The following is a 17,693-nucleotide window of genomic DNA, read 5'->3' as shown; positions in this document are numbered from 1 at the left end:
GGCGTTAGAACTTCTTCACTTCGATATGATGCCGGCGCAGAGCATAGCCGACCTGCCGCGGCGTGAGACCGAGGAAACGAGCCGCCTTGGCCTGAACCCAGCCGGCTTTCTCCATCGCATCGATCAGTCGGTCGCGTTCCGTCAGACGCTGGTTCATTGCTGGGCAAGCTGGATGGTTGGGGTCGCAGGTCTCGCCGGGCGATGCCTCATTCTGGGAGGGGCCGACTCGCATGGCAGGCAGCGGCGATCCAACCGGCATCATATTGCCACGTGCGAACTCGTCGACGGCATAGGCGCCGTGCGAACGGCCGACTCCTTTCCACAGAAGCGAAGAAAGGCACTGGCTGTTCTGGCAGGCGAAATCCGACGGAGTTATTGTCATTGAACGCGCAAGTGTGGCCGTCCGTCGCACACAATTCTCCAACTCACGCACGTTGCCAGGGAAATAGCATTGCGAGATCAGGTCAAGCGCCGACGGCGTGAAGGCAAGATCGCGATGGTTCTCCTTGTTGAATCTATCGAGGAGAGTTTTGGCAAGGCGTGGAATATCGCCCGGCCGCTCTCTGAGGGGAGGCAGGACTATTGGCACCACATTGATGCGGTAATAAAGGTCGGCCCTGAACTCTCCATTCCGGACAGCCGTCTCGAGGTCCTTGTTGGTGGCGCATATGAGCCGCACGTCAACTTTTAGGGTCCTGGTGCCGCCCACTCGCTCCAGTTCTCCTTCCTGCAAGACGCGCAATAGCTTGGCTTGAAAGGCAGGCGAAATCTCGCCGATTTCATCAAGCAGCAGGGTTCCGCCATTCGCCAATTCGAACCGGCCGGCGCGCTGCAGGATAGCTCCGGTGAAGGCGCCCTTCTCGTGGCCAAAGAGCTCCGATTCCAAGACGCTTTCGGGCAGTGCGGCGCAGTTCAATTTGACGAAGGATTTCTCCCTCCGATGTGAAAGCCTATGGATGGCCTGTGCAAAGAACTCCTTGCCGGTACCGCTTTCGCCTCGCAGAAGCACGGTGGAATTGGTCCTGGCCACGACCGAGACGATCTCCAGCACTTGCTTGAGTGCGGGACTTTCTCCGATGATTCCGTCGACCTTGACATGCGGATGTCGGGCCGGATGGGTCCTGTCCTCGTCGAGCGACTGCTCTGGTCTCGATTGCTTCTCGATAAGTCGCTGACCAGCTGTGCTCAAAGTGCGATGCAGGCGAATGGTCCGGCCGACCAGATTGGCGACCATGGCCAGGAAACGTAAGTCCTCCTCGTAACGGAACTCGGTGGTACCGTTCCTGACGCGGTCGATCGACAGCGTCCCGAAGATCTTTTCCTCAGCCTTTAGCGGGACACCGATAAACGCAGTTGCGATCGTGCCGCTGGTCGATTGAGGATCAGCCTGAAACAGCTCCGACGTGTTTGTGTCTTGTATGACGATCGGCACTCCAGTAGCGACGATTTTGTCTATTACGGCCTGGGGTATGACACTGCCGATGGCTGACCGAGGCACAGCGCCGCCGGTAGTTGCGCTAATCTGCGGCTCTCCTTCAGCGTCCAGGACGACGATTGCGCCATGACGCATTTGCACAAACGAGGAGAGGATATTCGCGACATTGGCAAGCGTAATCTCCAGCCGGGTCGGGGCAGTCAGAATCTTCGATATCTCGTAGACTCCCCTGAGCCAGCTGTCCGCATTGCGCGCCGCTTCGACCGCAGGTTCAGGCGGGGTGTTCCGAGATACAATTTCACCGACCTGATCTGGAAGCATGTGAGCCATGCAAACACCTCAAGGGTTGTCCAAGGTGCTCCTCCCAACCCCTTTTTTGTATTTCGAGTTCCAGAAACATAGTATTTTCAGCTTTTCGGGCAATTTTGAACGATATTGGCGGTCTTGACCGCAATTGCGAGCCTCTCGTTTCTCGCTCTTTGCGCCAGTCATCCAAACTTGAAGAGAACGCCAAAGCCGCCGCGCGGGTAGTTCCATACGATCTCACCGCTGGCCTCGCACAGCACGCGACAGGTGCCGCATTCCATGCAGCCGTCGGAAGTCGTCTCCACCTGTCCCTTGTCGTTCAACTCATAGCACTTGGCCGGGCAGATGTGTGTCAGCGCGAGCAGGTTCGCGCTCGGCCTCTCGTGCGGTCGCACTTTGATATGCGGGCGGCCCGGATCGACCAGATAGCGATTCTGATAAAGCTTCTCCTCGACACGTAACTTCGTCACGGCCATCGTCATCCTGTTTCTCCTTCAGCGCCACGCGAGTGCCAGGCGGACCACATCGCTGATCAGCCCCCAGCGCGAACGCGCCTTGATGAAGGCAGCAGTGGTCGCCTTTTCCTTCTCGATTTTCGGGGTGCCGTCGACCCGCATGAAGTTCTGCGCGGCCTGCGACATTAACTGCGGGTAAGTCATGAAGAAATTGCGGGAATTGGTGTGTATCAGGGCCGGCATGTCCTTATATTTCATCAGGTCTTTGACTACAAAGGACTTGTCCAGCATGGTCTTGTAGAGGGCGAGGTTCCTCCTGATCATCGGCTGGTTGCGGCCCTTGATCTCAATGATTGCCTCGCCCGCGATGCGGCCGGAAGTCATGGCGAGGTTCGAACCCTCGCGGTGGATAGCGTTGTTCAGTTGGGCGGCATCACCGACCGCCACCCAACCGTCGCCGAAGAGCTGCGGAATTGCCTTGTAGCCACCTTCGGGAATGAGATGCGCGGAATACTCCTTGACTTCCGAGCCCGCGATCAGCGGCCGGATCGAAGCATGGTTTTTGAAGGCGTCGAGGAGGACGTAAGGGCTCTCCATTGTCTGGGCGAAATCGGAGACGAGGCAGCCGATGCCGAGAGAGATCGACTCCTTGTTGGTGTAGAGGAAGGCCAGTCCGGCCATGCTGCGGGAAATCGTGCCCGCCGCTTCGATCACGCAGCCTTCGTCGCCCTGGAGGCCGAACCGCTGCTCAATGACCTCATCGGGTAGAAAATGCATTTCCTTGACAGCGAGCGCCACGCTTTCTGGCTTCGGCATCTTGCGCAGACCGGCCCGTGTACCGAGCAGCCCGTTGACACCTTCTGCGAGCACGACGACGTCCGCGTAGATCGGCCCGCCAGCCCGGTCGGTGCGCACGCCGATCACCTTGCCGCTGGCACTGCGGACAAGTTCGGTCACCGTCGTCTCGCACAGCACCGTCGCGCCGGCTTGGCGCACCTTGCGCGAAAACCACTTGTCGAATTGGGCGCGGATGATCGTGTAGCGATTGGGCTTCGCCTCGTTGAAATCGTCCGATCGATACTGCATCCCGGTGTGGGAGGTGTCGTCCATCACCCAGAATCGCTGCTCGACCAGATGCCGCTCGAGAGGTGCATCATCCCGGAAATCCGGAATGATTTGCTCCAACATGTCGGCGTACATGATGGCGCCCTGGACATTCTTGGAGCCCGGATACTCGCCGCGCTCCAACTGCAGCACCGTCAGGCCCTGGCTTGCCATGGTGTAGGCGGCCGCGTTTCCGGACATACCGGCCCCGACGACGATGGCGTCGAATTCTTCCTCGATCATGGCCGTCTCCCTTAGCTCGCAAGCTTGTCGTGGCTATGCGGCGACAGCCGCCGGGTGAAAGCTTCCGTCAATGCCGGCAGGAAACGGATTGCATCGGTGACGATGCCGAGGTGGGCAAAGTCGAAGATCGGGGCGTTCGGGTCGGTGTTGATGGCTACGATCAAATCAGCCCCCTCCACGCCAACCCGATGCTGAATGGCGCCGGAAATCCCGGCCGCTATATAGAGCTTTGGCCGGATGGTCTTGCCCGTTTGGCCAACCTGCCGATCGGCCGGCATCCAGCCCTTCTGGACCAGCGGGCGCGAACAGCCATATTCGGCGCCGATTGCCCGCGCTAGATTCTTCACAAGCTGCAAATTCTCCGCTGAGCCGAGACCGAGGCCTCCGGCAACCACGATGTCGGCGTAGGCGAGATTTGCCTTTGCCGATTGGCGATCGAGGTTGAAGCCAAGGACTTTGGTGATGATCTCTTCCTCGGTCATTGACAGCTTGTGCCGGATGACACGCCCGACCGGCTTATCCGTCCGCGGTGGCATGGCCATAACCCTCGGTCGTACGGTGGCCATCTGCGGCCGGTAGTTGAGCGTATAGATCGTGCATAGCAAGGAACCGCCGAAAGTCGGACGGGTCGCGGCGAGCGAACCGTCGACAACATCGAGTTCGGTACAGTCGGCAGTGAGCCCTGTCAGCAAGGTCGTCGCTACTGAGCCAGCGAGATCCCTGCCGAGCGTGGTCGCACCGAGAAGCAGGATCTCCGGCTTGTGGGTATTGACCAGATCCGTCATCGCCTTGGTGAAAGGCTCGTTGCGATAGTCGGCAAGCAACGGTGCCTCGACGAGATAGACAAGGTCGGCGCCGTAAGCAAAGGCCTCGGCAATGGCATGCTGAGTGGCCTCACCCGGCGGTCCGAGCACGATCCCCGCAAGCTGCATGCCTAGCTTGTCGGCGAGCTTGCGGCCTTCGCCAAGCAGTTCGAAGGACACGGGATGGACCTCGCCGCGTTCCAGTTCGATGAAAACCCAGACGTGCCGATAGTCCCTAAAGTGCTCAGGCAATTCCCTCTTGATGCCGGCACGGCCGGCGGAAGGAGGGGCTTCGCGGTTCGCGTTCGACATCATCTCTCCTTGCCGTCCCGTCACTGGCCGCCGTCGAAGGCGAGTTCGTGTTCCAGCGCTGGCTGGCGGGTAAAGATTGCGGCGATCAGTTCGTCAGCGAGGTCGTGCTGCGTCTTGTCGGTCATGTCGATCTGCGTCGCCTTTTCCGCCCGCGTGGTTGGGGCGAAAACGCGCTTGACGACCGTCGGCGAGCCGCGCAGGCCGCATTTGTTGAGGTCGTCAATGCCAGCTTCGGCCGCGCTCCATTTCACGATCTGGCTGCGCGCGGCGCGCATGGCGTCGTCGAGCGAGCCCCTGCGGATTTCGTTGGTGCCTTCCAGCATTGTGACGAGGCAAGGCAGCCTGCTTTTCAGCATCTGCGTACCGCCTTCCGAACGGCGCTTGACGGTGATCTCGCGCGCATCGACATCGATAGAGCCGATCTTCGCCACATAGGTGAACTGCAGGAGGCCGAGGCGCTTGGCGATGCCGGGCCCGACCTGGGCGGTATCGCCATCAATCGTCTGCTTGCCGGCGAAGACGATGTCCGGCGCGCCAAAGGTCTCACCAATTCTCACGATTGCGCGAGAAAGCGCGAAGGACGTCGCCAGCGTGTCGGAGCCGGCAAAACAGCGGTCGGTCAAGAGTACCGCGCGGTCGGCGCCATAGGTGAGCGCCTTTCGCAGCGCATCTTCTGCCATCGGCGGACCCATCGTAAGCACGGTGACCTCGCCGCCATGGGCGTCGCGCAATCTCAGTGCCTCTTCGAGGGCGAACAGGTCGTAAGGGTTGATGATGGTCGGCACACCCTGGCGCATGATCGTGTTCGTCACCGGGTGGACACGTATCTGCGCGGAGTCCGGCACCTGCTTGATACAGATTACAATGTGCATTGCGTCTTTCTCGGCTCCAATCCGCAAGCGGCCCTGGCGTTCATCTCCTTCGCAGCATCATTCGTGCCAACCGTTTTGCGTTGCTCTGTTCCCTTTGACATGGGGTTGGTTTGTTTCGAAGGTGCCGTCGTGATGACCGGGTTTGTCGGCTTTTCGACCTTGTCGCGTCGCACTAGTGTCGCGTTCATTTTGTCCCGAACCGCCTCAGGATCGACTCGAACGGGACAAAGGTGTGGTCCCGAGTGGCCGGTTTGTCGGGATCGTGCTCTTTGAGCACCTTGAAGACCCGGTGGGTGAGTGGCGAGGATGTCGCGAAATCCTCATAGGCGCGTTCCAACGTCGCACGCGCCCGCGCGGCGATCACCCCGTCGGGAAGACCGGCGAAATCCTCTTCAGCGAGATATTGTCCCATGCGCTTGAGGATATGCAGCCGTGAGACATTGAGCACCTTCGGATCATAAGAGATGCAAAGGACTGCGAAGAACTCCTCCGCAGCCGACAGGCTCTTCAGCCGGGCGAGGATGTCGGTGACATCGATGGCACGACTTTCAGCGAAACAACTGCGCATTGCATTCTCCTGGGCCCGAAACGGTGGTCGGGTTTGCGTTGTCGCCCAGGCCTGGAGCTGATTGAAGTCCTCTGACCTGGCTGGCAGATGGGGAAAGCTGACGCAGCTTCTCAACGATCCCGGGCATGACTTCGAGCACCCGGTCGACGTCCTCCTCGCCGTTGTTGCGCGAAAAGGAGAAACGGATTGCGCCGTGTGCTGTGCTATTGGGGATATTCATCGCCACCAAGACGTGGCTCGGCTCCAGCGAGCCGCAGGCGCAAGCAGAGCCGGAGGAGCAGGCGATGCCCTCGCGATTGAGGAAATGCAGTATGCCCTCACCTTCGATATCTTCAAAGGCGATGTTTGCGGTGTTCGGCAACCGCTTTAGCAAATCGCCGGCGACGAAGGCGTGTGGGATGCGCTGGAGAAGTTCCTTCTCCAGGCGGTCGCGCAACGCCTTGACCCGTGTGTTCGCGTCGTGCATGAATTTCAAGGCAAGATCGGCGGCCACGCCGAGACCGACGATGCCTGGCGTATTCTCCGTGCCGGCGCGGCGGTTGCCCTCCTGGCCTCCCCCCTTGATCAGCGGACAGAAGCGGACGCCCCGCTTTACATAAAGTGCGCCGACCCCTTTCGGTCCGTGTAATTTGTGACCAGACAGAGACAGCATATCGATTGCCGTCGATTTCAAGTCGATTGCAAGCTTGCCGACCGCTTGCACCGCGTCGGTATGGAAAAGGGCGCCGACTTCCTTGGCCAGCTCAGCAAACTCCACCACCGGGAAGATGGTTCCGGTCTCGTTGTTCGCCGACATGATCGAGACGATCGCCACGCGCGGGGTGAGGGCGGCCTTATAGGTGTCGAAGTCGAGCCGGCCGTGGTGATCCACCGGGATCCTATGCACCTTGATGCCGCGCGTCTTCTCAAGGTCGGCGCAAAGCGTCAGCACGGCCGAATGCTCGACTGCGGAAGTCACGATCTCTGTGCGCTCAGGCATCACCTCGAGCGCCGAAAGGATCGCCGCGTTGTCGCTTTCCGTCCCGCCCGAGGTGAAGGTGATCTCGTCGTCGAACTCCGCGCCGATCAGCGTTTGCACCTGCCGGCGCGCCTTTCTCACCGCCGCCCCGGCGGAAGCGCCAAAATCGTGGCTCGACGAAGGGTTGCCGAATTGGTCGGTAAAAAACGGCAGCATTGCTTGAACGACTTCAGGATCGACCCGTGTCGTTGCGTTGTTGTCCAGATAAACAGGTCTCATGGATGTGATCCTTCTCCTGAGCGCAATCACGCAAAGCGCACGCCCGGTCTGTCATGATGATGATGATGGTTAGCCGAAGGAGTTGCCGCGGCCACATTCGGCCTGCGCGCTTCTTGGCGCCGGCGCGGTAACCCGTCTCGACCTTGGTGCGCCAGCGTTGCGCCGGCTCGGCCCCCGGCAAGCGCGGTCTTTAGGCCACGGCGTTTTCGGTGCGCTGGATCATGGACTGTCTCTCCTTCAGGCCGGACACGTTCGCGAAGAGCTACGCATGGACCGTGCCAAAGAAGGGAATCATTTCAAAACAATATGATGGCTCCAGCACTGCTATGTCGCATTTCCGACATCGGCGGGAATTGTTCAACGCGGAACGCCGTTGAATCGGGCGTAGATTCCGCCTCGCGTGAGGAGCAATCCTGTCAGGCCGTTCGCCAAGGACGCCCGCGCGACCGAGGCGTCCTGTCGGGTTTGTCGAGTGCGCGACACGGCACTGTTACGCCCCGGTTGCCCTGCTGAGATCTCGTTTGTCATTGTAGAATATGCAGAAAATTCTTCTGAGCTTCTTTCTGAGCCTTTGGCGCGGTTTTTGCGGTTCTCTCGTCGTAGGGCAGCGCGTGCCTGCGGCCGATATTCATCTCGCGGGTGACATCGCGATCGATGGAACGAAGGAAAGAAAGCAACATGTCAGCTCCAGATCAGCCACCCGCATTCCGAGCGATGTTTTCGTCCTCACGCAGACCTTCCATTTCGGGTTTCTTGAGACCGAGCGGCCTGCTGCGCTCGTACAAAGCCACGCGGCGTTTTCACATCGATCTACGCGGCGCCGCCTTTCGCGACGTTTTCGCCTTCACCATACGCCACTGGAGCAGGCAGCCGGTCCGGCTCGCGATCATTATAGTCGCGGTGCTGGTGGCAACGCTCCTTGACGTTCTGACGCCGCTCTATTCCGGACGGCTCGTAAACGCGGTCGCCCAAGGAGCGGCAGCCGACGCCGTCGTGTGGGATGCGGCTCTTGCGGCCTTTTCAATGTTGATTGCGCTCGCACTCGGCGCCGTCGTCATGCGCAACATCGCCTTCATTGCCGTCAATGACTTCATTCTGAAGATGATGTCGGACATCGCCAGCGACGCGTTCCATCGCGTCCAGCGCTTTTCGACCGATTGGCATGCGAAAACCTTCGCCGGCTCGACGGTGCGCAAGATCACGCGCGGCATGTGGGCGTTCTGCCTCCTTAACGACACGATCCTTCTTGCCTTGTTCCCGTCGCTCATCATGCTCGTGGGGTCGAGCGTTCTGCTCGGCTGGTATTGGCCGATGATGGGGCTGATCATCGCTTGCGGCTCGGTTGGCTATGTGGCGCTGATCATTGTCCTGTCGCTCGGCTATGTGGCGCCAGCCGCAAACCTCGCCAACAACTGGGATACGAGGCTTGGCGGCTCGCTTGCGGACGCGATCAGCTGTAACGCGGTGGTCAAAGGCTTCGGCGCCGAGGTGCGGGAAGATCATCGTCTGGCGAAAGTCATCTCCAAGTGGCGGCACCGGACCCTCCGGACCTGGGTGCGCGGGACGGTCAGTGCTGCATTCCAGGGGATCATGCTTCTTGCACTGAGAGCGGCTTTGATCGGCTATGCCTTATTTTTGTGGTCGCGCGGCCAGACTACCCCAGGTGACATCGCCTTGGTGCTCGGGTCTTTCACCGTCCTATATGGCTACTTGCGTGATGTTTCCATACACGTGCGCAACATCCAGCGCTCTGTAAATGAGATGGAGGAACTGGTCCAAACCTACAGCCAGCCGCCCGACGTGGCCGATGTTCCGGGCGCCAAGCCGATCCGGATCACGAAGGGTCACATCGATTTTGAGAGCGTCCATTTCCACTACGGCAATCATTGGTCGCCCTTCTACAGCGACTTGTCGATTTCGATTGAGGCCGGCGCACGGGTCGGTCTGGTCGGCCCCTCTGGCTCCGGCAAGACCACCTTCGTCAAGCTCATCCAGCGGCTTTACGATCTGGATGCTGGACGAATCTTGATCGACGGGCAGGACATCTCGCGGGTGACGCAGGCCTCGCTGCGCTCGCAGATCGCGATCGTACAGCAGGAGCCTCTCCTGTTCCACCGCTCGCTGGCCGAGAACATAGCCTATGGGCGGCCGGGTGCTTCTCGGTCCGACGTCGAGCAGGCGGCCCGGCTCGCCAGCGCGCATGACTTCATTGCGCGCCTGCCGAACGGCTACGGTACGCTGGTCGGCGAACGCGGCGTGAAGCTCTCAGGCGGCGAGCGCCAGCGTGTGGCGATAGCGCGCGCCTTCCTCGCCGATGCCCCGATCCTGATTCTGGACGAGGCGACATCGAGCCTCGACTCGGAATCGGAGGTGCTGATCCAGAAAGCGATGGAGCGGCTCATGGTCGGGCGCACCACGCTCGTCATTGCGCACCGGCTCTCGACGGTGCGCGAACTCGACCGGCTGCTTGTCTTCGACCGTGGTTGCATCACCGAGCAGGGCGACCATGCCGCGCTGATCCGTCGCGACGGCATCTACCGCCGCCTGTTCGAGCGGCAGGCCTTGGAGCTGACAAGGGGGTGGAATGAGACCAATGTGCAACGCGGTTGAACGCGGCGTGAATTCAGCTTGCCTCCCCAGCAATCCTGTCGGGCCGTTCCTGAAAAGGCGGCCGCAACCTGTCGTCGGGCTTGTCCAATCCACGACACGCCTGGTGCCGGCCTGTCTTCCTGCCGCGCTCTTGAGCAAACCCATCAATGCGATGAAGACAATTTTTTATGAGCTGCGTCCTGGGTTCCCGGCACGGCGCTTGAGGCTTCCTCCTGAGGCGGCAGCCGCCGCGCGATCATTTGCCTGGTTGATGCGATCAATGGAGCGAAGGAAAGCAACGCGCCGGATCGACGCGAGATCCGCATTCTCTGGCATAGGGGCGTCGCCAAATCGACACCCTCACAATATGCGCTCACCGCCCGCGTCGACGTCGGGAACAAGATCTTGATTGTCGTCTGCGCTCAACCGCTCTTATGCCGAGCTCGAAGGATACGGACCTGCGTCTCGCCGCGCGGGATTGCGTAAGCTGGCTGCAGCGTCTCGCCTACCATCGGCATCACCGGTTCGGCTTCGAGACGTTCCGCAAACCCGCCGAGGCCGGCACGCCGGCGATGCGGTCGTGGCCATCGAAGCGCGTCCCGACATGGCGCGGGCGTAACGACCGGCTTGCGAGGAAGGGGATCATGTCAGACCTTGCGCTGTTGCAGAAGAAGGTCCGCAAGCTGCAGTCGCGCGCGGGAGCCGCCAAGATGGAATTGCACGACCTTGCCGAGGACCTTCCGGTCAACTGGACCGAGATCAAGGCAGTCGCCTGGAAAGCCTTCGAGGTTTTTTCCGAGTTGGATGCGGCAAAGGAAGAACTCGCAGCGTTGGAGAATTCACAATGACGGGCGCTTTCGTCACCCGCGACGGCTCTCCCTGGACGCCGCACTATCTGACGGCGATCGATGGCGCGACCTGCATCGGCTGCGGCCGCTGCTTCAAGGTCTGCTCGCGCGAGGTCATGCACCTTCATGGCGTCGATGACGCAGGCGAAATCCTCGGCATCTGCGCGGGCGAGGACGACGACTTCGATGGCGAGCTCAACCGCATGGTCATGGTCGTCGACCAGGCCGGCCGCTGCATCGGCTGTGGCGCCTGCGGCCGCGTTTGCCCGAAGAACTGCCAGACCCACCTTGCTGCCGACAAGCTCGCTGCATGAGCCGAGGACAAGACCAGGAGAACGGCGCCACATTCGCCCATCACCGTGGCTGTTTTCTCACCAGCCAATGGTCGCCGACCGGTCTGGCGACGGCGTTCGACCGGCATGTGCTTGCCTGTGTTGTCTACCTCGCGCTCAAGGAGGTCGAGGCCGGCAAGGCGACCGCGACCGAAGCAACCGGCCTTTCGCGTGCCGACCTGCGAGATGTCATGACACGCTATTTCCCGGCTGTGCCCGTCAACGCCTTCGCGCTGGAAAAGCTGACCGATCCCGAGCCGGATATGGAGGAAGGGCTTCTGCGCGACCTGCTCATTGGGCATGCCAGGCCAGGCGATCCGGCGAGCATCCTCTTCGCCAAGATCATCGCCAGGCGGAGTTTGCGCAATGACCATCTGTGGCAGGATCTTGGCCTTTTCGATCGGGCCGAACTCAGCCGCTTGATCGCCAGGCATTTCCCGGCGCTGGCGGCCGGCAACACCAAAAACATGAAATGGAAGAAGTATTTTTATCGTAAGCTCTGCGAGGCTGAAGGCTTTTCGCTATGCACCGCGCCCAGTTGTCAGGAATGCCGCGATTTCGAAAGCTGTTTTGGCCCGGAGGAAGGCGAAAGCCACTTGGCACGGACCAAGAACGGGTTCGCTTTGGATTAAGAGCCGCCTTCGTCGCCGCCGCCGCCCGGGCTTGATTGGCATCGAAGCCGCACGCGCTTTTCCCGGCGACGTCGCGCGGAGGACGGGATGTTCAGCGCCTCACGATATTTCGCAACCGTGCGGCGAGCAATGTCGATCCCGGTTTCCTTGAGCCGGGTGGCGATGTCGTCGTCGGAAAGCACTTCGTCGGGCGATTCCACGGCAACCATCGCCTTGATTTGATGGCGGACAGCTTCGGCGGAGTACGCGTCGCCGCCTTCGGAGGAGCCGATCGCGACAGTGAAAAAATACTTCAGTTCGAACACGCCGCGCGGGGTCAGCATGTACTTGTTCGACGTTACCCGGCTTACCGTCGACTGGTGCACGTTGATCGCATCCGCGACAGTCCTGAGATTGAGAGGCCGCAGGTGGGCGACCCCATGTTCAAAAAAGGCGTCCTGCTGGCGGATGATTTCAGCCGCTACCTTGAGGATCGTCTTGGCGCGCTGATCAAGGCTGCGGATTAGCCAGTTCGCGTTTTGGAGGCATTCGTTGAGAAATGACTGGTCTTTCGAATTTTGGGCGCTTAGGCGGGAGACCTGGGCAAAATAGTTTTGGTTCATCAGCAGCCTGGGCAGCGTGTCTGGATTGAGTTCGATTTGCCACCCACCTCCGGGAGAGGGCTGGACCAAGACGTCGGGAATGATCGATTCAGGCCCTCCAGATTGGAATCGGTTTCCAGGCTTGGGATCGAGCGCGCGGATTTCGTGCAACATGTCGAGAAGGTCGTCTTCATCGACACCGCAATGGCGCTTCAATGTTTGAAAATCGCGTCGCGCCAGCGCTTCAAGATTGGCGACCAGCGCTGCCATTGCCGGGTCGAACCTGTCTAGCTGCCGCAATTGTATCTCAAGGCATTCGCTGAGAGTTCGCGCAAAAATACCCGGTGGATCGAACTGCTGCAATGTTCCGAGAACCCGTTCCACAACAGCCTCCCGGACATTCAGGCTGCGGGCCAGTTCCGAAAGGTTCACCGGAAGGTATCCGGTGTCTTCCAGATGACCGGCAAGCTCGCCAGCTATTCGCCGCTCCAGCGGCGCGAATGCGCTGAGAGCGATCTGACGAGCGACATGGTCGTGCAATGTTTCGATGGACGTCCAGGAATCTTCGAACGCATGGTTTCCCCCCGGTTGGGCATTGTTTTTGCCGCGGATTGATTTCCACTGCGAGGCCCGATCCGATATTCCGCCCGTGGTCGGCCCGATGCGCGGGTTCCCGGCCGAAATCGACGGAATGTCCTTCGGCGCCCGGTTTGATGCCCGTTCCAGAAAGGGGTTCTTCTCGATTTCCTGCTCGACGAACTGATGCAGTTCGGGATGCGCCAGTTGCAACAGGCGAATGGATTCCATCATTTGCGGCGTCAAAACCAACGATTGCTTCTGACGCTGAAGCAGGCTTGCTGAGGACTCCATGGCTAGCGTGAAACTCCTACCGAGCGACCCTTCGCCTTGTGCAAGGGGACTTTCGAGACGTTGACTCGTCTAGATCATGCAGCCGTCACGGCTTTGGCGGCTCTCAGCGTTTCAAGGACGTTCTGCGGCGACGATACGCCATAGGGGTCGGCCTCGCAGTTGTCGCAGAAACCGTCCTCCTCGAACCACTGCTCCACCACGCCATTGTTGATCACGGCAGCGTAGCGCCAGGAGCGCATGCCGAAGCCGAGATTGTCCTTGGCAACCAGCATGCCCATCTTGCGGGTGAACTCGCCCGAGCCGTCTGGGATGAGCTGGACTTTCTTCAGCCCCAGGGCCTTGCCCCACGCATTCATGACGAACGCATCGTTGACGGAAACGCAGTAGATTGCGTCAATTCCCTCCTTCTCGAACTCGTCGTAGAGCATTTCGAAATCGGGCAACTGGAAGGTCGAGCAGGTCGGGGTGAAGGCACCGGGCAGCGAGAACAGGATGATGCGCTTGCCGCTGAAACAGTCGTCGGATGTCTTGTCTTCCCAGCGGTGCGGGTTTGGTCCCTCGATGGAATCATCGCGAACACGCGTGCGAAAGGTGACGAAAGGAACCTTTTTTTTGACGGTCATCAATGTGCTCCTGGAGGAAAACTGGTGCGCTGCTTTTTCGGTTGAAACTGACACGGCATCGACCGCGGCCGGCAATTCGGTCGAGCGCAGCGCGTTTTGCGTCGACCTTGGATCAGCCATGGCAAAACCGCTCGCGAGCACGGGCGTCTGAAGAAACAAGGTCTCGATTTGCGGCGGCAACGAGAACGGTACGCGCTTGTACGGGGCGTCGCGATGTCAGCAATGGTCTTACTCCTGGCCACCTTGTGATGGGTTCTGCCGAGTACGACGCAAGCGCCGTGCCATTTGATTTTCAGGCTGGGGGTCACACTGTTTTTTGCAGCGACACTCTTTGCCTTGAGCGGCCAAGACCGTGCCTTCGCCGAGAGCGAGCGCGCCCATAATCATCTGATCGTGAGCTCTGGGCAGAGGGGATCCCGTTTATGCGTATCAAGCCGCGCCCCTCTTTGTCCGAAGCTGGACAAAAATGTCGGAAGTCGGACCGGAGGGTCGCCGGGTCGCCGGCGCGGCGAACACGTGGCTCGTATTCGAAGCGAAAATCTGGGCTCAAACTCGGAACGAGGGACAGGAGTCGATCGGGGTTAACCTGACGATCAGGATTGAGACGGCTGACAGGCCCACGCGCTTCGCCCTATCGACGCTCGCGAGACCGCTTCGAAATCGACAACGGGTACAAAAAAGCCAGCACGTCCATTAGCAAGCTGGCCATGTGATCTTTCTGAACCGCGCTTGCGTGAGGCGGGCACGGTCCCAAGGTGACGGAAAAAGCCGCCTTGTGCTCTCGTAGCATTTTGAAGCTGCCGCGACTTTGCTGTCGGGTTTGTCATGTCCGGGACACGGGCTCTGCTCCGCCAGGCTTGCGGCTGCGCATTCGTTCAAGCTGTTGAATGATATGTAGAAAATCTCCTGCAGGGCTCTTTCCGCGCCGTTGGCACGACTTTTGAAGCTCTCATGTGAGACGGCAGGAGATACCGACTGGCGTCCATTCGTGAGTGATATCGCGCTCAATGCAATGAAGGAAGACGACATGTCAGGTCAGCGTCAGTTCAGATTCTATCCGAAACGGGCATTGCCCGCGGAATGCAATATCGACCGGCGTGACTGGCGTCACCGTCACAACCGCCCGGCACCGGCCAATGGCCACCGATCGACCTGCAGATACGGTTCGACCAGAATGTGCTTGCTCCTGTCCTCTCGCCGGCGCTTGAGGAGACCGGCGAGCACTTCGGCGGCCAACCGGTCTTTCGCGTGCCGCGCTGCGGATATCCTCGAAGAGATGATCGACCCCGAACCGCTGTGGAGCAAGAGCTTCATTCCGGTTCGCCGTTCGAAGCTGGAAAACGCCGCGTCTCCGACGATTTCGCTCGTCGGCTCTTTGGCGGGCAGGCAGCGGTCTGGCCAAGAGGGTTACAAGTTGCCGGATGGCCAAGATGCAATGCCGCGCGGCCTGGTTAGTTGTCAGACAGCAGGAGAAATCCAATGGCGCTCAACCCGGTTCCAGATCATGTCCCGCCCGAAATGGTGGGGGACTTCAGCCTGTTCACGTCGCCTGGCATGCTGCCGACGCCCGACGGGGACCCGCAGGCCGCCACTGCTTGCGTTCATGCCGGGCCACCGATCTTTTATTCCCCCTTTAACACGCGCGATGGCCGAGGCACCTGGGTCATCACTCGCGCCACAGACCAGCGCAGGGTGCTGCAAGACGCTGATAGCTTCTCCAGCCACCGAAGCATCTTCGCCTCCGCGCTTGGCGAGAACTGGCCGATGATCCCGCTTGAACTCGATCCACCGGCCCATGGCGTCTTTCGATCGCTACTCAATCCGCTGCTCTCGCCCAAGCGGGTGACGGCACTCGAACCGGCTGTCCGTGAGCGAGCGATAGCCCTGATCGACAGCATTGCCGCATCGGGCACGAGCTGCGACGTCATGCAGGATTTTGCCTTTCCTTTTGCGGTCAGCATCTTCCTTCGCCTTCTTGGGCTACCCGATCACCGACTCCATACATTTGTCGGCTGGGCGAACGACCTGCTCCACGGCGACGATGTCAAAAGACCGGCGGCGGCCCGGACGATCCTGGCGTTCATCGACGAGCTCGCGGCCATGCGCCGCGAGGAACCGGTCGACGATTTCATGACCTTCATCGTGCAGGCACAGGTCGAGGGCCGGCGGCTGACCGACGAGGAAGTCCGTGGCATCGGCGTGCTGGTGTTCGTCGCGGGACTCGACACGGTCGCTGCAGCGATTGGCTTTGACCTGGCCTTTCTCGCGCGTCATCCCAAAGAACAGGAACTGCTGCGGAGCGAACCGAACCGAATCGTGCTCGCAGCCGAAGAATTGCTGCGTGCCTATCCGACCGTGCAGATTATCAGGGTGGCAAGAAAAGATATCGACTTCGAAGGCGCGCCGATCCGTAAGGGGGACTATGTTTCCTGCGCCACGATGATTGCCAATCGCGATTCGGCGGAATTCGAATGTCCCGACACGATCGATCTCATGCGCGAGGACAACCGCCACGCCGCCTTTGGCTATGGTCCCCACCGCTGCCTTGGCTCACACCTCGCCCGGCGAGAGATTGTTATTGGCCTGGAGGAATGGTTGGCGCGCCTCCCGGCCTTCCGGATCAAGGAAGGTACAGCGCCCATCGCCTATGGCGGCCATGTGTTTGGGATCGAAAATCTGATTGTCGACTGGTCCTGACCAAGCAGCCTTAAGCCACGGCACAGACAATGGAGGAGCGCCATGCACATCGTCGTCCACAAAGCCAAATGCCAGGGTCACGCACGATGCTGGGCGCAAGCTCCGAACATCTTCAAGCTTGATGATGAGGGCTACGTCCTGCCTGGCGACATCAATGTCGCGCAAGAGGACGAACTGCTCGCGTCACGGGCGGTGCGATCCTGCCCCGAAAGTGCGCTGGAAATCGATCGCACATCGGCCGCGCGGTTCGAACCAGCCGAAATGCAACCAAGAGCTGGGGAAGCTTAGGTGGAATCGACGAGACGTGGCCCCACACCGCAAGGCAAGATGTCCGGCCGCTTCCCTGCCTATCTCCTCTCCGGCATCGAGACCTCAATGACACGCACGCGACGCGTGAAGTTTGTCTCCGTTCTGGCTTCTTCAGTTGCCGATCGGTTCGTCCTTACACGCACCTAGAGGCACGAAGCGCCTCTTCCAATCTCAAAATTTGCGACAGAGCGATGGGCCAGGCAAAAATCACCGAACTGCGCGACCGCGAGGCGATCCGCGACTGCCTTTATCGGTACTGCCGCGGCATAGACCGCGCGGATAAGGCTGCGCTGCGCAGTGCGTATTGGCCCGATGCGCATGACAATCACGGTGCCTATTGTGGCTCAGCCGAGGGCTTCTTTGAGTTTGCGTTTGGTCTCTTAAAGACCGGACCGCGCTTAATCCACCAGATCACGAACGTATTGATCGAATTCATCGACCCGGCGGAGGCCGTGGTTGAAAGCTATTTCACCGCGCTGCAACGCGGACCGGACAACGACGGAGAAGCACGCCAGGTGCTTCTCTGCGGCCGTTACTGCGACCTGTTTCAGAAGAGGGAAGGGGCGTGGCGCATTGCCGAACGGACCGTCGTCTACGATTGGTTCGAAGAGCAGACCCCACCAGCGGTCCCCGAGGCAGAACGGTTCGGCCTACGGCAACCGATCGGAGCAGCGCATCCCAATGACCCGGTTTACGCGCTCAGGAAGCGCCGCAGCTCGTCATCAAAATGAAAATGCAATGCATGTCACCACAATGCTTTCCAAGGGTCCCAACTGGAGAGCCGCATCGCGGGAGCGGTCCCGGAACGCAACACGTCTGCCCGGTATGGAAACTTGCGGTCACCAGGACGTCTTGCAATGCCGCGACCGGCTGGCTC

Annotated in this window: 18 protein-coding genes; 8 read left to right on the top strand and 10 right to left on the bottom strand. The window is 60.1% G+C overall.

The genetic code is table 11. The features are described 5' to 3' along the window. Positions 1-4 precede the first annotated feature (4 nt). The 8 genes from nifA to HGP13_RS34845 form a co-directional block, all read right to left on the bottom strand. Entirely contained in the window at positions 5-1,765 is a 1,761-nt protein-coding gene (gene nifA, locus HGP13_RS34880) for a nif-specific transcriptional activator NifA (RefSeq protein ID WP_172234398.1), read from the bottom strand. Between the two features lie 158 nt (positions 1,766-1,923). After that, positions 1,924-2,223 (bottom strand): ferredoxin family protein, encoded by a 300-nt coding sequence (locus HGP13_RS34875; RefSeq protein WP_006333856.1) that lies wholly within the window; start codon positions 2,221-2,223, stop codon positions 1,924-1,926. A gap of 12 nt (positions 2,224-2,235) precedes the next feature. Further along, positions 2,236-3,543 carry an FAD-dependent oxidoreductase gene (locus HGP13_RS34870; protein WP_172234396.1) on the bottom strand — a complete coding sequence of 436 codons (1,308 nt, stop codon included), beginning with the start codon at positions 3,541-3,543 and terminating at the stop codon, positions 2,236-2,238. 11 nt (positions 3,544-3,554) lie between these two features. Continuing rightward, a complete protein-coding gene (locus HGP13_RS34865) occupies positions 3,555-4,658 on the bottom strand; it encodes an electron transfer flavoprotein subunit alpha/FixB family protein (RefSeq protein ID WP_143976578.1) in 1,104 nt (367 codons plus the stop codon). A 20-nt stretch (positions 4,659-4,678) separates the two neighbouring features. Continuing rightward, a complete protein-coding gene (locus HGP13_RS34860) occupies positions 4,679-5,530 on the bottom strand; it encodes an electron transfer flavoprotein subunit beta/FixA family protein (RefSeq protein WP_172234394.1) in 852 nt (283 codons plus the stop codon). 184 nt (positions 5,531-5,714) lie between these two features. Next, positions 5,715-6,098, bottom strand: a complete 384-nt coding sequence (gene nifW / locus HGP13_RS34855; RefSeq protein WP_172234392.1) for a nitrogenase stabilizing/protective protein NifW — start codon at positions 6,096-6,098, stop codon at positions 5,715-5,717. Continuing rightward, a complete protein-coding gene (gene nifS, locus HGP13_RS34850; protein WP_172234390.1) occupies positions 6,079-7,335 on the bottom strand; it encodes a cysteine desulfurase NifS in 1,257 nt (418 codons plus the stop codon). The genes nifW and nifS overlap by 20 nt, the downstream gene beginning before the upstream one ends. 524 nt (positions 7,336-7,859) lie before the next feature. Continuing rightward, on the bottom strand, positions 7,860-8,015 hold the full coding sequence (locus HGP13_RS34845) for a hypothetical protein (protein ID WP_172234388.1): 156 nt from the start codon (positions 8,013-8,015) through the stop codon (positions 7,860-7,862). A gap of 34 nt (positions 8,016-8,049) precedes the next feature. On the opposite strand from HGP13_RS34845, the gene HGP13_RS34840 reads away from it, so the two are divergent. The 4 genes from HGP13_RS34840 to HGP13_RS34825 all read left to right on the top strand — a co-directional run bounded on the left by HGP13_RS34840 (position 8,050) and on the right by HGP13_RS34825 (position 11,736). After that, positions 8,050-9,945, top strand: a complete 1,896-nt coding sequence (locus HGP13_RS34840) for an ABC transporter ATP-binding protein (RefSeq protein ID WP_246707495.1) — start codon at positions 8,050-8,052, stop codon at positions 9,943-9,945. A 623-nt stretch (positions 9,946-10,568) separates the two neighbouring features. Further along, entirely contained in the window at positions 10,569-10,772 is a 204-nt protein-coding gene (locus HGP13_RS34835; protein ID WP_097574920.1) for a CCE_0567 family metalloprotein, read from the top strand. Then, a complete protein-coding gene (fdxB, locus tag HGP13_RS34830) occupies positions 10,769-11,086 on the top strand; it encodes a ferredoxin III, nif-specific (RefSeq protein ID WP_172234386.1) in 318 nt (105 codons plus the stop codon). Before HGP13_RS34835 ends, fdxB begins: the two co-directional genes overlap by 4 nt. Next, positions 11,083-11,736, top strand: a complete 654-nt coding sequence (locus HGP13_RS34825) for a nitrogen fixation protein NifQ (RefSeq protein ID WP_172234384.1) — start codon at positions 11,083-11,085, stop codon at positions 11,734-11,736. Before fdxB ends, HGP13_RS34825 begins: the two co-directional genes overlap by 4 nt. On the opposite strand, the gene rpoN is transcribed toward HGP13_RS34825, so the two are convergent. Continuing rightward, on the bottom strand, positions 11,733-13,187 hold the full coding sequence (gene rpoN / locus HGP13_RS34820; RefSeq protein ID WP_172234382.1) for an RNA polymerase factor sigma-54: 1,455 nt from the start codon (positions 13,185-13,187) through the stop codon (positions 11,733-11,735). The genes HGP13_RS34825 and rpoN overlap by 4 nt on opposite strands. Positions 13,188-13,261: 74 nt before the next feature. Beyond that, positions 13,262-13,810, bottom strand: coding sequence for a peroxiredoxin (locus HGP13_RS34815; protein WP_036241566.1), 549 nt, complete (start codon positions 13,808-13,810; stop codon positions 13,262-13,264). On the opposite strand from HGP13_RS34815, the gene HGP13_RS34810 reads away from it, so the two are divergent. The 4 genes from HGP13_RS34810 (at position 13,800) to HGP13_RS34795 (ending at position 17,547) form a co-directional block, all read left to right on the top strand. Continuing rightward, positions 13,800-13,961 carry a hypothetical protein gene (locus HGP13_RS34810; RefSeq protein WP_172234380.1) on the top strand — a complete coding sequence of 54 codons (162 nt, stop codon included), beginning with the start codon at positions 13,800-13,802 and terminating at the stop codon, positions 13,959-13,961. The genes HGP13_RS34815 and HGP13_RS34810 overlap by 11 nt on opposite strands. A gap of 1,328 nt (positions 13,962-15,289) precedes the next feature. Next, positions 15,290-16,507 (top strand): cytochrome P450, encoded by a 1,218-nt coding sequence (locus tag HGP13_RS34805; protein ID WP_172234378.1) that lies wholly within the window; start codon positions 15,290-15,292, stop codon positions 16,505-16,507. A gap of 42 nt (positions 16,508-16,549) precedes the next feature. Continuing rightward, positions 16,550-16,795 (top strand): ferredoxin, encoded by a 246-nt coding sequence (locus HGP13_RS34800; RefSeq protein ID WP_172234376.1) that lies wholly within the window; start codon positions 16,550-16,552, stop codon positions 16,793-16,795. Positions 16,796-17,007: 212 nt separating this feature from the next. Then, on the top strand, positions 17,008-17,547 hold the full coding sequence (locus HGP13_RS34795) for a nuclear transport factor 2 family protein (RefSeq protein ID WP_172234374.1): 540 nt from the start codon (positions 17,008-17,010) through the stop codon (positions 17,545-17,547). The last annotated feature ends 146 nt before the right edge of the window (positions 17,548-17,693 follow it).

This window comes from Mesorhizobium sp. NZP2077 (assembly GCF_013170805.1).
Lineage (GTDB): Bacteria > Pseudomonadota > Alphaproteobacteria > Rhizobiales > Rhizobiaceae > Mesorhizobium.
The sequence above is the reverse complement of the archived record's forward strand: the minus strand, read 5'-3'. Positions and strand labels throughout refer to the sequence as shown.

What these genes read in the sequence shown, in the direction of transcription:
- nifA (WP_172234398.1), bottom strand. Translation starts at nt 1,765, where the DNA reads ATGGCTCACATGCTTCCAGATCAGGTCGGTGAAATTGTATCTCGGAAC.
- HGP13_RS34875 (WP_006333856.1), bottom strand. Translation starts at nt 2,223, where the DNA reads ATGACGATGGCCGTGACGAAGTTACGTGTCGAGGAGAAGCTTTATCAG.
- HGP13_RS34870 (WP_172234396.1), bottom strand. Translation starts at nt 3,543, where the DNA reads ATGATCGAGGAAGAATTCGACGCCATCGTCGTCGGGGCCGGTATGTCC.
- HGP13_RS34865 (WP_143976578.1), bottom strand. Translation starts at nt 4,658, where the DNA reads ATGTCGAACGCGAACCGCGAAGCCCCTCCTTCCGCCGGCCGTGCCGGC.
- HGP13_RS34860 (WP_172234394.1), bottom strand. Translation starts at nt 5,530, where the DNA reads ATGCACATTGTAATCTGTATCAAGCAGGTGCCGGACTCCGCGCAGATA.
- nifW (WP_172234392.1), bottom strand. Translation starts at nt 6,098, where the DNA reads ATGCGCAGTTGTTTCGCTGAAAGTCGTGCCATCGATGTCACCGACATC.
- nifS (WP_172234390.1), bottom strand. Translation starts at nt 7,335, where the DNA reads ATGAGACCTGTTTATCTGGACAACAACGCAACGACACGGGTCGATCCT.
- HGP13_RS34845 (WP_172234388.1), bottom strand. Translation starts at nt 8,015, where the DNA reads ATGTTGCTTTCTTTCCTTCGTTCCATCGATCGCGATGTCACCCGCGAG.
- HGP13_RS34840 (WP_246707495.1), top strand. Translation starts at nt 8,050, where the DNA reads ATGTTTTCGTCCTCACGCAGACCTTCCATTTCGGGTTTCTTGAGACCG.
- HGP13_RS34835 (WP_097574920.1), top strand. Translation starts at nt 10,569, where the DNA reads ATGTCAGACCTTGCGCTGTTGCAGAAGAAGGTCCGCAAGCTGCAGTCG.
- fdxB (WP_172234386.1), top strand. Translation starts at nt 10,769, where the DNA reads ATGACGGGCGCTTTCGTCACCCGCGACGGCTCTCCCTGGACGCCGCAC.
- HGP13_RS34825 (WP_172234384.1), top strand. Translation starts at nt 11,083, where the DNA reads ATGAGCCGAGGACAAGACCAGGAGAACGGCGCCACATTCGCCCATCAC.
- rpoN (WP_172234382.1), bottom strand. Translation starts at nt 13,187, where the DNA reads ATGGAGTCCTCAGCAAGCCTGCTTCAGCGTCAGAAGCAATCGTTGGTT.
- HGP13_RS34815 (WP_036241566.1), bottom strand. Translation starts at nt 13,810, where the DNA reads ATGACCGTCAAAAAAAAGGTTCCTTTCGTCACCTTTCGCACGCGTGTT.
- HGP13_RS34805 (WP_172234378.1), top strand. Translation starts at nt 15,290, where the DNA reads ATGGCGCTCAACCCGGTTCCAGATCATGTCCCGCCCGAAATGGTGGGG.
- HGP13_RS34800 (WP_172234376.1), top strand. Translation starts at nt 16,550, where the DNA reads ATGCACATCGTCGTCCACAAAGCCAAATGCCAGGGTCACGCACGATGC.
- HGP13_RS34795 (WP_172234374.1), top strand. Translation starts at nt 17,008, where the DNA reads ATGGGCCAGGCAAAAATCACCGAACTGCGCGACCGCGAGGCGATCCGC.